Genomic DNA, 12,175 nt, shown 5'->3' with positions numbered 1-12,175 from the left:
CGAGCGCTACCGTGGGGGACGTGCGCGATCCCTCCGTCTCCCGCTACACGGCCGGCCGGCTCTCACCGATCCGCCGGGTCGCCGATCTCCGGCGCCTCCGCGACGAGCAGTTCGACGTCCTGGTCATCGGTGGCGGGGTCACCGGCGCCGGCGCCGCCCTCGACGCCGCCTCCCGCGGGCTCAAGGTCGCCCTGGTCGAGGCCCGTGACCTCGCGGCCGGCACGTCCAGCCGCTCCAGCAAGCTGATCCACGGCGGTCTGCGCTATCTCGAACAGCTCGAGCTGCACCTGGTGCACGAGGCGCTGACCGAGCGCGGGCTGCTCTCCACCCGGCTCGCGCCCCACCTGGTCCGCCCGGTGCCGATCATGGTGCCGCTGCCGGCCGGCAACCCGGCCGCGAGGGTCGGCCGTCGCGCCTACTACGGGCTCGGCGTGGCCGCGTACGACGTCTTCGCCGGCCTCTTCGGCACCGGCCGGGGCATGCCGCTGCACCGCCACCTGAGCCGCGACGGCGCCCGCCACCTGTTCCCGAGCCTGCGGGCCGACACGATCAGCGGGGCCATCCGCTACTACGACGGCCAGGTCGACGACGCCCGCCTGGTGGTCACCCTCGCCCGCACCGCGGCCAGCATGGGCGCGGCCGTCGTGACCAGCGCCCGCGTGGTCGGCTTCCTGCGCGAGGCCCGCGAGGTGGTGGGCGTCCGCGTCCGCGACCTGGAGGCGCCCGACGAGCCCGAATTCGAGGTCCGCGCCCGCACGGTGGTCGCCGCCACCGGCGTGTGGAGCGACGACATGTCGCAGATGCTCAGCGACGTCGGCGTCCGCCCCGGCCTGAGGGTCCGCGCCTCCAAGGGCGTCCACCTGGTGGTGCCGCGCTCGGCCATCACCGGCGAGGTCGGCCTGATCCTGCGCACGCCCACCTCGGTGCTCTTCGTCATCCCGTGGGGCGGCCACTGGATCATCGGCACCACCGACACCGACTGGAAGCTCGACCGGTCGCACCCGGCCGCCTCGGCCCGCGACATCCGGTACATCCTCGACCAGGTGAACACGGTTCTCGACCGGCCGCTGACCACCGACGACATCGAGGGGGTGTACGCCGGGTTGCGCCCCCTGCTCTCCGGCGAAGCCGAGTCGACGTCGAAACTGTCCCGCGAGCACGCGGTGATCGAGCCGATGCTCGGGCTGATGCTGGTGGCCGGCGGCAAATACACGACGTACCGGGTGATGGCGGCCGACGTGATCGACCGGGCCGTCCGCCGCCTGGGCGGCTCGGCCCGCGCGTCCTCCACCGCCGACCTGCCGCTGCTGGGGGCCGACGGCTACGCGGCGGCGTGGCGCGACCGGCACGACATCGCCCGGCGGCACGGTGTGCCGGCCGGGGTGGTCGAGCACCTGCTCGAACGGTACGGGTCGATGACGGTGCACCTGCTGGCCATGATGAAGGCCGACCCGTCGCTGGCGGTCCCGCTGCGGGGCGCGCCCGAATATCTGGCGGCCGAGGTGGCGTACGCGGCCCTGGCCGAGGGCGCGCTGCACGTCGACGACGTGCTCACCCGCCGCACCCGCATCTCGATCGAGACCCCGCACCGGGGCAGCGAGTCGGCCGAGCACACGGCCGAGATCATGGGCGAGGTGCTGGGCTGGGACAAGGCGGTGCGCGAGCGCGAGGTCGAGCACTACCTGGCCCGGGTGGCGGCCGAGCGGCAGTCGCAGACGATGCCCGACGACCTGGCGGCCGACGCGGCCCGGGTCGGCGCGCCGGACGTGCGCGGCTTCGCGGCCGACCGCGGCGTCGACCTGCTCCAGATCGACCTTTGATCCTCGTCGACGAGCCGCTCTGGCCGGCGCGCGGCCGCCTCTGGTCACACCTCGTGAGCGACCTCTCGTACGCCGAGCTGCACGCGTTCGCCGAGATGCTGGGCGCGCCGCGCCGGGCCTTCGACCGGGACCACTACGACATCCCGGAGACGCGCTTCCGCAGCGCGATCTGGCTCGGCGCGACGCTGCTGCCCTCCCGCGAGCTGGCCGCCCGGCTGCGGGCGTCCGGCCTGCGCCGGCCGAAGCATCTGTCTAGGAGTTGAGCTCCTTCTCCAGGTTGGCGCGGGCTCGCGCCTCCCACTGCTCGCGCAGCGGGGCCAGCCGGTAGATCGACGGCAGCTCGAGCAGGGCCTTGAGCACCTGGGCCCGGCCGTCCCTGAAGGCGTCGTCGGGCACGTGCGCGTACTCCCGGCGGATGGCCGCGGTGTACGCCGCGTACTGCTCGTCGTCGCCGGCCAGCACCGCCAGGTCGGCGTCGCAGAGCAGCTCGCCGTCCGGGTCGTCGTTCTCGGTGGCGTGCCCGGCGGTGAGGCTCACCAGGCGGGCCACCTCGGCCGCGGTCGCCTCGGGAACACCGAGCGTGGTCAGCAGCCCTTCGGCGAACTCGGCGCTGTCCCGCTCGTTGGTGTCACCCAGAGCCCGCGGATCGTAGACGGCGTCGTGCATCCACGCCGCCAGCCGCACACGCTCCGGATGAGGAGCCAGAGACGCATGAAGATCGATGACATTGAGTACGTCGGTGAGGTGCTGGACGGTGTGATATTGCCGCAGGGGCTCCGACCAGCGCGTCAGCAGATATCCACCGGCGGCGTCCAGGTCGCCGTCGGCGGCCGTCGCCCCGGCCGCACGGGCCGCGTGCCGGAAACGTTCCACGAGATCTTCCACCCGACTAATTTAAGGTCACTGAGGTGACCACGAGCATTTCGGGAACCGTGACCACCGGCGCCCGCGCCGGCGTCCGGCGCGTCCGGGGCGGCCTCGCGCTCGCCGTGCAGGCCGGGGTCGCGGCCGGGCTCGCCTGGTTCGTGGCCCACGACCTGTTCGGCCGGCCGGCGCCGTTCTTCGCGCCCATCGCCGCCGTGATCACGCTGGCCTCGTCGGTCGGCCAGCGCGTCAAACGCACCTCCGAGCTGGTCCTCGGCGTCGCCATCGGCATCGGCATCGGCGACGCGCTCATCCTGCTCATCGGCAGCGGCCCCTGGCAGATCGGCCTCATCGTGGTGCTGGCCGTGCTGGTGGCCACGGCCGTCGGTGGCGGAACACCACTGGTCGTGCAGTCGGCCTCGTCGGCGGTGCTGGTGGCCACCCTGACCTCGAGCACCGGCCTGCCCTGGACCCGGTTCCTGGACGCCCTGGTCGGCGGCGGCATCGGGCTGATCGTGATGACCCTGCTGCTGCCGCTCAACCCGCTCAGCGTGGTCCGGCGGGCCGCCGACCCGGCCCTGCAGGCCCTGGCCGACGGCCTGCACCGGGTCGCCGCCGGCCTGGGCGAGAAGGACCGGGACGAGGTCCGCGACGCGCTCGCGGGCCTCCGGGCGGCCGAGGGTGCCTTCGCCGCCTTCTCGGCGGCGGTCACCGCGGCCCGGGAGAACGTGGCCTTCGCGCCGGCCCGCTGGCGCAACCGGGGAGCTTTGGCCCTGTACGTCGACGGCGCCGACCAGGTGACGTACATGCTCCGTAATGTCCGGGTTCTCAGCCGGCGGGTCGACACGGCCCTCGGCGACGACGAGCCGGTCCCGGCCGTGCTGCCGGTGTCGGTGGCCCTGCTCGGGGACGCGGTCGAGCTGCTCAAACAGGAGTGGGCCAAGGGCGTCGAGCCGGTGGCGGCCCGCGAGAGAGCGCTGCGGGCGGCGACGGAGTGCGGGCGGGCGTACGAGGAAGGTGTGGGTTTCTCGGGCGGTGTCATCGTGGCGCAGATCCGGACGGCGGCCACCGACCTGCTCCGGGCCAGCGGGGTCGACTACGCGGAGGCGCCCCGGCTGGTGCGCCGGGCCGTGGGCTGGCATCTGCGCCCACGCCGCCGTCGCTCGCGTTCTTGATCGTCTGGAGCGTCCTCGGGGCGGCCACCCGTTGTCGGAGTGACTACGCTGGCGGACATGGCCGACGTTTCGCCGGGCGCCCCCGTGCCGCCCGACCAGCTGCCCGTCTTCAGCGAGCAGCCGGCCGCCCCTGGCCCGGTCGCGGGCAAGCCCCGGACCGGCTGGCGCCGCTGGCTGCCCATCGCCGGCGTCGTCGCGTTCCTGCTGGCGGCGGCCATCGGCCTGCTGCTCTACCTCGGCTACAACATCGGCGTCACCAGCCTGCTGGTCGGCCTGGCCGCGGCCGTACTGCCCGTGCCGCTGCTGGTCTCGGCGTTCCTGTGGCTCGACCGCTACGAGCCGGAACCCATCCGCTACCTGGCCTTCTGCTTCGTGTGGGGAGCGGCCATCGCGACATCGGTGGCCCTGTTCGTCAACACGGTCACGGCGTCCCTGTTCGAGAAGTGGGGCCTGCCCGAGGCCCTGGTCGCGGTGCTGGTGGCCCCCTTCATCGAGGAGTCGATGAAGGCGCTGGGCCCGTTCCTGCTCTTCTGGCGCCGCCGCTCCGAGTGGTCCGGCATCACCGACGGCATCGTCTACATCGGCCTGTCGGCGCTGGGCTTCGCGATGGTCGAGAACATCCTCTACCTGGGCGGACACGGATACGCGTCGGGCGTCGAACAGTACGGCCCGGCCACCGGCCTGCAGAACCTGTTCGCCATCTTCATCGTCCGCATCCTGTTCACCGGCTTCGCCCACCCGCTGTTCAGCTCGATGACCGGCATCGGCCTCGGCCTGGCGGCCCGCTCCGGCGACCGGCGGGTGCGCTGGCTGGCCCCCATCGCCGGCCTGCTCCTGGCGATGATCCTGCACGGCACCTTCAACCTGCTGCCGACGCTCTCGGTGAGCCTCGACCAACCCCTGATCATGTTGTACGGCTACCTCGGCTTCATGGTGCCGTTCTTCTTCGCGGTCGTCGGCTTCGCCATCGCGCTCCGCAGCTGGGAAGGCCGTCTGACCGAGAGGATCCTGCCGTACTACGTCCGCACCGGCTGGTTCGCGCCGCCGGAGGTGGCATCCCTGGGCAGCCTGGGCCGCCGCTACTCGGCCCGCCAGTGGGCGCGGCGGGTGGCCGGCACGACGGGGCAGAAGGCGATGCGGAGCTTCCAGTTCGCCTCCACCCAGCTGGCCCTGCTCCGCGACGGCATGCAGCGGGGCCTCGACCGTAAGCCGGCCGAGCTGGAGCGCGCGGCGGCCGAGGAACGGCGCCTGCTCACCGAGATCCTCGAATATCGGTCCGCCTTCACCGGCCGCGACCCGGCCACGCCGCAGGCCTTCTGGAACGGGCAGTCCTACCAGATCCGCTTCCCGGACGGCGTCACGCGCACGATCGCGCCGCCGTCGGAGCCGGTCGTCCCGATTCCGGTCGCCGCCCCGCAGCCGGTGTTCACGCCGGCCTATCCCGGTTATGGCTCTCAGCCCGGACACCAGCCTGGGTTCGCTCCGCCGCCCGGCTACGGCCTTCCGCCCGGCTACGGCCCTCAGCCGGGTCACAGCGGCCAGCCGGGTTACGGCAACTCACCCGGCTACGGCAGCCAGCCCGGCTACGGCAGCCAGCCCGGCTACGGCAGCCAGCCCGGCTACGGCAGCCAGCCCGGCTACGGCAGCCAGCCTGGTTACGGCGGCCAGCCGAGTTACGGCAGCCAGGCGGGTTACGGCGGCCAGCCCGGTTACGGCGGCCAGCCCAGTTACGGCGGCCAGCCGGGTTACAGCGGCCAGCCGGGTTACGGCAACTCACCCGGCTACGGCGGCCAGCCCGGTCACCAGCCAGGTTACGGCGGCCAGCCCTATGACGGCGCCGGGCAGCCGTCCAATGGGCAGCAGACTCCGTATGCGCCGACGCCTTCGCCCGACGGGTCGCCGCTCTATGGAGCTCAGGCCCACCCCGGCCAGCCGCCGGCCGGCAGTCCGCCGGCGCCGAGTGCGCCGTACAGCGATCCCAGCCCGCCGGCGTCCCCGGCGCCGAGCACGCCCTACAGCTATCCGAGCCCGCCGCCGTTCGCGCCGGCGCCGACCGAGCCGCCCCCGACGCCGGAACCGTCGGCCGACAATCCGGAGCGGACCGGCGGTTAGGCGCGGCTCCGCGGGGCTCCGTCCCACTTCCAGGACGTTTTCCGGTCGTGGCCCGGCAGGTCGGCCCGGCCGGTGGACCACAGCAACGTCTGCCAGGGGTCGGTGTCGGTGGGCGCCGACGGGAACAGGCGGCCCAGCGCCGCCGTGCACAACTCCGGCGGCGGGGCGAACGGCAGGTCGAAGCCGGCGGCGATGTCGCTGGTGTGGAGCAGCACCTCGACCACGCCCATGGCGGCGAAGCCGGACGGGTCCGACGGCCCGTAGCTGTGGAACGAGACCCGGGTCGGTGGGACCGTGGCCACCACCGCCGCCAGCAGGCCGCCGGCGGACTCGAGCACCTCCAGGAGGGCCGGCGCCCCTTCCTTCGGCTCGACCCACATGGTCAGATAGGGGCCGCCGGTCCGGCGTTCCTGATAGCCGAACTTGACCCACGTGGTGGTCGACGGGACCGACGGGGTCAGCTGGGCGGCGTATCCGAAGAGGCAGTCGGCCATGTGTTCGGCCGTTTCCCAGCAGGTCCAGGTCAGTGGGCCGGCCGGGCGGGTCCAGTCGTCCTTCTCGGCGGGGGTCAGCGTGGTCACGGCGAGGGACACGGCGCGCGTTACATCGTCAGCTCTCATTGCCTGAGTTGTAGAGCGCTCCGGTCCGTACGCCAAACGATTTAAGCGGCGCCCCCGGTGACCACCACCGCGTCCGGGGGGATCTCGGGGCGGCGGCGGGCCAGGCGGCGGATGCCCGTGTTCAGGACGGCGATCAGCGGGACCGCGATGAGGGCGCCGATGATGCCGGCCAGGACGACGCCGGAGGCGATGCCGATGATCACGGCCAGGGGGTGGATGGCCACGGCCCGACCCATGATCAGGGGCTGGAGGATGTGGCCCTCGACCTGCTGGACCAGGATCACCGCGCCCAGCACGATCAGGGCGACCACCCAGCCCTGGTCGACCAGGGCGACCAGCACCGCGACCGCGCCGGAGACGCTGGCGCCGACGATCGGGATGAAGGCGCCCAGGAAGACCAGCGCGGCCAGCGGGAACGGGAACGGGATGTCCAGGATGACCAGGGCGATGCCGATGCCGACGGCGTCGATGAAGGCCACCAGGACCGTCGCCCGCACGTACGAGCCGAGGGTGGTCCAGGACGCGTCGCCGGCGTCGGCCAGTGACCAGCGGGCGTTCACCGGGAACAGGCGTACGACGAAACGCCAGATCTTGCGGCCGTCGCGGAGGAAGAAGAACGTCGAGAACAGGACCAGCAGCATGCCGGTCAGCACCTCGAAGACCGTGGCCGCCGTGGAGATGCCGGTCGAGGTCAGCTGGGCCGTGTGCGCGTTGACCCAGGTCTGCGCGTTGTCGATGGCCCGGTTGACCTGGTCGTCGGAGAGGTGCAGCGGACCTGTCTTCAGCCATTCCTGAATTTGGCGTACGCCCTCACTCGCGTTCTTGGTGAGCTCGGGCAGGCCGTTGACGAACTGGTTGATGACCAGGGTGAGGGTGCCCGCCACCGCGGCCAGGCCGCAGATCAGCACCAGGAACGTGGCCAGTGACGCGGGCAGGAACCGGCGCAGCATGGCCACGGCCGGCGAGAGCAGCGCCGACAGCAGCAGCGAGATGGACAGCGGGATGACGACCACGCTGATGATGCCGATGAAGCGCAGCAGCGCCCAGCCGACCAGGCCGACCACGATGAGCCGCCAGCCCCAGGCGGCCGCGATGCGCAGGGAGTGTGGCACCTCGGCGTCGTCGCGGCTGTTCGTCGAGTAGTGCACGTCTTCCGGTTCGGCCGGGGGCGGCGCGAACTCGACCTCGGTGTCGGACTCGGTCGCGCTGTCGGTGGCGCGCGCCTGGCGCACCGACTCGCGACCGGAGTCGTACGCCTTCCGGAGGTTCTCCCGGACTCGCTCCAAGCGGCTCAACCGCCTACCCCCTCGCGATTGCTGTAAGCAACCACCACCGTAGTAGTCCGACCCGGCTAGTGCAGTGTTCACCCTCGGTCGCTGGGTTGACAGGGGTGGCATGATAGTCCCATGCCTAGGCGTCGTGGCGCTAGTGTGGGTCCCGTGGTACATCGCACCGCCCGGATCGGGTTGCGTCTGACCCGTGCGCAGCGGCAGCGCTGTTTCGGACTGCTGCGCTCGGCCGGTGACGTGTGGGCATGTCTGCTTGAGATCAACGGGTGGCGGCGCCGGCGTGGGGATGCCCCTGCCGCGGGCTATCGGGAGTTGTGCCGGTTGCTGGCCCAGTCCGGCCCGGGCACCTTCGGTGAACTCGACAGCACTGGCGCGCGGTCGGTGTTGCGCCGCTACTCCGATGCCTGGTTTTCTGCGGCAGCGCGCCGTAAGGCCGGCGCCCTCGAGGTCCGGTTTCCGCGTCGCAGGCGATCGTTGATGCCAGCCCGCTGGCATCACGGCACCTTCAGCCTGACCGGGTGCCAGTTGCGGCTGCCGGTCGCGCGCGGTTGCCCGCCGTTGCCACTCCGGTTGGATCGGGTGGTGCCGTATCCGGCCGAATGTGTGCGGTCGGTGACCCTGTTGTTCGCCGACGGCCGGTTATGGATCGACGTCACCGCCGAACTGCCGGTTGCCATCTACCCGGCTGGACAGCAACCCGATCCAGCCCGAGTCGCCGGGGTCGACCTGGGCATCATTCACCCGTTCGCGGTTGCTACCCGAGACGGCGAAGCGCTGCTGGTTTCCGGCCGGGCGGTCCGGGCCGAGCATCGGCTGCATCTGGCCGACACCAAGGCCCGACGCCGGGCCACCGCCGCCCGGGCACCCAGCAAGGGGCAGCGCGGGTCGAGGCGGTGGCGGAAGACCCGCCGCCGGAGTCGCCTGGTCGAAGGCCGGCATCGGCGCCGCGTCCGGCAGGCTCTTCACGAGGCCGCAAAGACCGTGGTCGACTGGGCCGTCGAAGGCCGGATCGGCACACTCACCGTCGGGGATCCCCGGGGAGTCCTCGATCTGCCGGCCGGGCGGCGTCACAACCTCCGCCTGAGGCAATGGCAGATCGGCCGTACCCTGCGGATTCTGCAGGACAAAGCCGCCCTGGCCGGAATCCGGGTGCGCCTGGTCGATGAACGTGGCACCTCCTCGACCTGCCCGCATTGCGGCAAGAGCATCAGTAAACCGCGCGGCAGGGTAATGTCCTGTCGGCATTGTCGGTTCGCCGGGCATCGTGACCTTGCCGCGGCGTTCACCATCGCCGCCCGCACCCCGGGCGGCGCCACCACCACCTGCACCCCGGCTTCAGCGCAGGTGGTCGCGCACCGTCGAGCCGGACGGAACCTCCCCGGTGTCCGAACGGCACGGCGTGACCCCCGCCGCCGCCCATCACGGGCTGCGGCAGGAGAGTCTGTTGGCCGGCGGAGGCCCGCCCTACCAGTACGGTGGGGAGTCGCTCGCCCATCTGTGGTCGAGGATCCACAACATCACCGGACTCGACTCGGTGAAACGTTAGTGGGAACCGCACTAGATCCCCGCAGGCGGCACCGGCAAAACCAGGCGTACCGTCTGCATTCGTGAGCACCGACACCCGTACCGAGAGCGGATTGCCGATCCGCATGCTGCACGATCGCGTCCTCGTCCGCCAGGACGGGGGTGAGGGGGAGCGCCGGTCGACCGCCGGCATCGTGATCCCGGCGACCGCGTCGATGGGCCGCCGGCTCTCCTGGGCCACCGCGGTCGGCGTGGGGCCGAACGTGCGCTCGATCGTCGTCGGTGACCGGGTCCTGTTCGACCCGGACGACCGGTCCGAGGTGGAGCTGCACGGCAAGGGCTACGTGCTGTTGCGCGAGCGGGATGTGCACGCGGTGGCCGCGAGCCGGGTCGAGTCCGACGGCACCGGTCTGTACCTCTGACGCAGAAACGGGCTCCCCCTCAGGGGAGCCCGTTTTAGAAAAACTAAGCGGGCGAGACGCTCAGCGCGACCTCGTTGACGCCGACCGTGGCGTCGACGATGACCTCGCCGTTGCCGCCGCGGGACAGGGCGCGCAGCGTCCACGAGCCAGGGGCGGCGAAGAACCGGAACGCGCCCTCGGGCGAGGTGACGACCTCGGCCGTGAACTCGCCGGAGCCGTCGAGCAGCCGCACGTAGGCGCCGGCCACGGCCTCACCCGACGCGGTGCTGACGATGCCGGTGATCACGGTCTCGCGGGTCAGGTCGACGCCGGCCGGCAGCGGGGCCGACTGGTCGGGGGCGGCGCAACCGGCCGCCGTGTTCGACGGAGAAGTCATGGTCACCGCCTCGCCTGGTCAGCAACGCCGGGCTCGTCGCCGAGGGCGATCGGCACGCCGATGAGCGAGCCGTACTCGGTCCAGGAGCCGTCGTAGTTCTTGACGTTCTGCTGGCCGAGCAGCTCCTTGAGCACGAACCACGTGTGCGAGGAGCGCTCGCCGATGCGGCAGTAGGCGATGGTGTCCTTGCTGCCGTCGAGGCCGGCCTCACCGTAGATCTTGGCGAGTTCCTCGTCGGACTTGAAGGTGCCGTCCTCGTTGGCCGCCTTGCTCCACGGCACGCTGATCGCGGTCGGGATGTGGCCGCCGCGCTGCGACTGCTCCTGCGGCAGGTGGGCCGGAGCGAGCAGGCGGCCGGCGAACTCGTCGGGGCTGCGCACGTCGACCAGGTTCTTCACACCGATGGCCTGCACGACCTCGTCGCGGAAGGCACGGATCGACAGGTCGGGGGCCGACGCGGTGTAGCTGGTCTTCTCGCGGACCGGCACGTCCTTGGTGTACGGGCGGGCGTCGAGCTCCCACTTCTTGCGGCCGCCGTCGAGCAGCTTGACGTCGCCGTGGCCGTAGAGCTTGAAGTACCAGTAGGCGTACGCCGCGAACCAGTTGTTGTTGCCGCCGTAGAGCACCACGACGTCGTCGTTCTTGATGCCCCGCTCGGAGAGCAGCGCCGAGAACTGCTCCTGGTTGACGAAGTCACGCCGGACCGGGTCCTGGAGGTCCTTCTTCCAGTCGATCTTGATGGCGCCGGGGATGTGGCCGCCGTCGTAGGCGGTGGTGTCCTCGTCGACCTCGACGAAGACGATGCCCGGGGTGTCGAGGTTCTGCTCGGCCCAGTCGGCCGAGACGAGTGCGGTGTCGCGACTCATCGGTTCACTCCCTGTCGGTGGAGATGGGGGAGAGTCAGCGCACGCAGATGTCTAGTCGCACCGCGCGCGGGACCCAGTTGGGAAAGAGGGATCTCGTGCTGTCGTGCGACGGCGCCACTGCCGATGAACGAGCTAGAAGTTGCTCAGCACTAGTGGCTCCGTCAGAGGACGGAGCAACACAGGCAGGCGGCCACGCGGCACAGGTCGACCGCGCGCCTCTTGGTGAGCAAGGGGCTCATGAAAGCTGACCCTACCAGCGGTTCACGGGGCGGTAACAGACTCGACCACCATCCGGGAACATGGCCGGGCTCACAGACCGCCCGTGTTCAGTGACACGTTGGTGGCCCCGGCGGTGAAGCGGAGGCCGTCGGCCTGCGGCTCGACCTTCTGCACCTTCAGGTTGAGGGGCAGGGCCGGGACGCGGAGGTCGACCGCGAGCTTCTGGACGTACGAGGCGATCAGGTTCTTGACCAGTGGCACGTCGGGCAGCCCCTCGGCGGTCACGTCGGAGAAGCGGATCTGCACCACGTCGCCCTTGACCTCGACGGTGGCCGCGCCGGAGACGTTGAAGGTCTGCCCGAGCGCCTGCACGGGCGCGGTGCCGACCAGCTTGCCGTTCTGCTCGGCCAGCTTCAGGCCGGGCTGGTTGATCAGCTGGGCGACCTGCGCGTAGTCGATGGTGCCGGTGCCGGTCACCGCGCCGGCCACGATGTCGCCGTTGCCGGTGCGGAGCGTGTCGAGCGGAGCGTTGACGTCGGTGGCCCGTACGTCGAGGAGATCGGTCTTGATCGTGCCGCCGTTGCCGGCGGGGCCCGAGAAGTTCGGCAGCTGGATGTGGATCTCCTGGTAGTTGCCGTCGAGCACCTGGGTCAGGAACGGCACGCCCTCGATCGTCACGTCCGGCTTCTCGCTGGTCGCCTGCTGCTGGGTGACCTGCTCGGCCACGCGGTCGCTGATCTCGCGCTCCGCGAAGGAGGCGGCCACCCGGTCGGCGACCACCAGGAGCACGCCGATCAGCAGAAGGAAGACGAGCAGGACGATGAGCAGGCGGCGCCCACGCCGTTTGCGGGGCCGCTGCTGCGTCCCGTACACCTCGCCCACCGGACC

General features: G+C 71.4%; 12 protein-coding genes and 2 pseudogenes. 7 read left to right on the top strand and 7 right to left on the bottom strand.

Annotated features, from left to right (window positions below; all coding sequences use genetic code 11):
• Nucleotides 1–20: 20 nt before the first annotated feature.
• Nucleotides 21–1,820, top strand: a complete 1,800-nt coding sequence (locus ACQP2X_RS47160; protein ID WP_498692732.1) for a glycerol-3-phosphate dehydrogenase/oxidase — start codon at nucleotides 21–23, stop codon at nucleotides 1,818–1,820.
• Nucleotides 1,817–2,083 carry a DUF4031 domain-containing protein gene (locus ACQP2X_RS47155; RefSeq protein WP_498692730.1) on the top strand — a complete coding sequence of 89 codons (267 nt, stop codon included), beginning with the start codon at nucleotides 1,817–1,819 and terminating at the stop codon, nucleotides 2,081–2,083. Before ACQP2X_RS47160 ends, ACQP2X_RS47155 begins: the two co-directional genes overlap by 4 nt.
• Here ACQP2X_RS47155 and ACQP2X_RS47150 read toward each other — a convergent pair.
• Nucleotides 2,073–2,705 (bottom strand): HD domain-containing protein, encoded by a 633-nt coding sequence (locus ACQP2X_RS47150; protein WP_498692728.1) that lies wholly within the window; start codon nucleotides 2,703–2,705, stop codon nucleotides 2,073–2,075. The two genes, ACQP2X_RS47155 and ACQP2X_RS47150, sit on opposite strands and share 11 nt — an antisense overlap.
• A 23-nt stretch (nucleotides 2,706–2,728) precedes the next feature.
• Between ACQP2X_RS47150 and ACQP2X_RS47145 the strand changes: the two genes are divergently transcribed.
• Nucleotides 2,729–3,859, top strand: a complete 1,131-nt coding sequence (locus tag ACQP2X_RS47145) for an FUSC family protein (protein ID WP_498692726.1) — start codon at nucleotides 2,729–2,731, stop codon at nucleotides 3,857–3,859.
• Nucleotides 3,859–5,623 (top strand): annotated as a pseudogene (locus ACQP2X_RS47140) (PrsW family intramembrane metalloprotease); the annotation flags it as partial. The gene ACQP2X_RS47145 and the pseudogene ACQP2X_RS47140, both read left to right, overlap by 1 nt.
• A gap of 344 nt (nucleotides 5,624–5,967) precedes the next feature.
• On the opposite strand, the gene ACQP2X_RS47135 reads toward ACQP2X_RS47140, so the two are convergent.
• Both ACQP2X_RS47135 and ACQP2X_RS47130 read right to left on the bottom strand, forming a co-directional pair.
• Nucleotides 5,968–6,591 carry a hypothetical protein gene (locus ACQP2X_RS47135; protein WP_498692724.1) on the bottom strand — a complete coding sequence of 208 codons (624 nt, stop codon included), beginning with the start codon at nucleotides 6,589–6,591 and terminating at the stop codon, nucleotides 5,968–5,970.
• A 41-nt stretch (nucleotides 6,592–6,632) separates the two neighbouring features.
• Nucleotides 6,633–7,877: an AI-2E family transporter gene (locus ACQP2X_RS47130; protein ID WP_498692723.1), complete on the bottom strand. Its 1,245-nt coding sequence runs from the start codon at nucleotides 7,875–7,877 to the stop codon at nucleotides 6,633–6,635.
• A 120-nt stretch (nucleotides 7,878–7,997) separates the two neighbouring features.
• On the opposite strand from ACQP2X_RS47130, the pseudogene ACQP2X_RS47125 reads away from it, so the two are divergent.
• The 3 genes and pseudogenes from ACQP2X_RS47125 to ACQP2X_RS47115 form a co-directional block, all read left to right on the top strand.
• Nucleotides 7,998–9,119: pseudogene (locus ACQP2X_RS47125) on the top strand (RNA-guided endonuclease InsQ/TnpB family protein); the annotation flags it as partial.
• Between the two features lie 142 nt (nucleotides 9,120–9,261).
• Nucleotides 9,262–9,426: a hypothetical protein gene (locus ACQP2X_RS47120; protein WP_498701369.1), complete on the top strand. Its 165-nt coding sequence runs from the start codon at nucleotides 9,262–9,264 to the stop codon at nucleotides 9,424–9,426.
• 103 nt (nucleotides 9,427–9,529) lie between these two features.
• Entirely contained in the window at nucleotides 9,530–9,826 is a 297-nt protein-coding gene (locus tag ACQP2X_RS47115; protein WP_097317651.1) for a GroES family chaperonin, read from the top strand.
• Nucleotides 9,827–9,869: 43 nt separating this feature from the next.
• Here ACQP2X_RS47115 and ACQP2X_RS47110 read toward each other — a convergent pair whose 3' ends face one another.
• The 4 genes from ACQP2X_RS47110 to ACQP2X_RS47095 form a co-directional block, all read right to left on the bottom strand.
• Entirely contained in the window at nucleotides 9,870–10,202 is a 333-nt protein-coding gene (locus tag ACQP2X_RS47110) for a DUF1416 domain-containing protein (RefSeq protein ID WP_498692722.1), read from the bottom strand.
• Nucleotides 10,203–10,204: 2 nt separating this feature from the next.
• Nucleotides 10,205–11,068, bottom strand: coding sequence for a sulfurtransferase (locus ACQP2X_RS47105; RefSeq protein ID WP_498692721.1), 864 nt, complete (start codon nucleotides 11,066–11,068; stop codon nucleotides 10,205–10,207).
• A 161-nt stretch (nucleotides 11,069–11,229) separates the two neighbouring features.
• Nucleotides 11,230–11,307, bottom strand: a complete 78-nt coding sequence (locus ACQP2X_RS47100) for an Ms5788A family Cys-rich leader peptide (RefSeq protein WP_360248245.1) — start codon at nucleotides 11,305–11,307, stop codon at nucleotides 11,230–11,232.
• A 70-nt stretch (nucleotides 11,308–11,377) separates the two neighbouring features.
• Nucleotides 11,378–12,169: an LmeA family phospholipid-binding protein gene (locus ACQP2X_RS47095; protein ID WP_498692720.1), complete on the bottom strand. Its 792-nt coding sequence runs from the start codon at nucleotides 12,167–12,169 to the stop codon at nucleotides 11,378–11,380.
• Between the last annotated feature and the right edge of the window lie 6 nt (nucleotides 12,170–12,175).

The sequence above is a fragment of the Actinoplanes sp. CA-131856 genome, assembly GCF_050956135.1.
GTDB lineage: Bacteria > Actinomycetota > Actinomycetes > Mycobacteriales > Micromonosporaceae > Actinoplanes.
This window is presented reverse-complemented; position numbering and strand designations above follow the sequence as displayed.

Excerpts from the sequence above, each read along its gene's own strand:
- ACQP2X_RS47135 (WP_498692724.1), bottom strand. The coding sequence starts at position 6,591 with ATGAGAGCTGACGATGTAACGCGCGCCGTGTCCCTCGCCGTGACCACG.
- ACQP2X_RS47115 (WP_097317651.1), top strand. The coding sequence starts at position 9,530 with ATGCTGCACGATCGCGTCCTCGTCCGCCAGGACGGGGGTGAGGGGGAG.
- ACQP2X_RS47110 (WP_498692722.1), bottom strand. The coding sequence starts at position 10,202 with ATGACTTCTCCGTCGAACACGGCGGCCGGTTGCGCCGCCCCCGACCAG.
- ACQP2X_RS47105 (WP_498692721.1), bottom strand. The coding sequence starts at position 11,068 with ATGAGTCGCGACACCGCACTCGTCTCGGCCGACTGGGCCGAGCAGAAC.
- ACQP2X_RS47100 (WP_360248245.1), bottom strand. The coding sequence starts at position 11,307 with ATGAGCCCCTTGCTCACCAAGAGGCGCGCGGTCGACCTGTGCCGCGTG.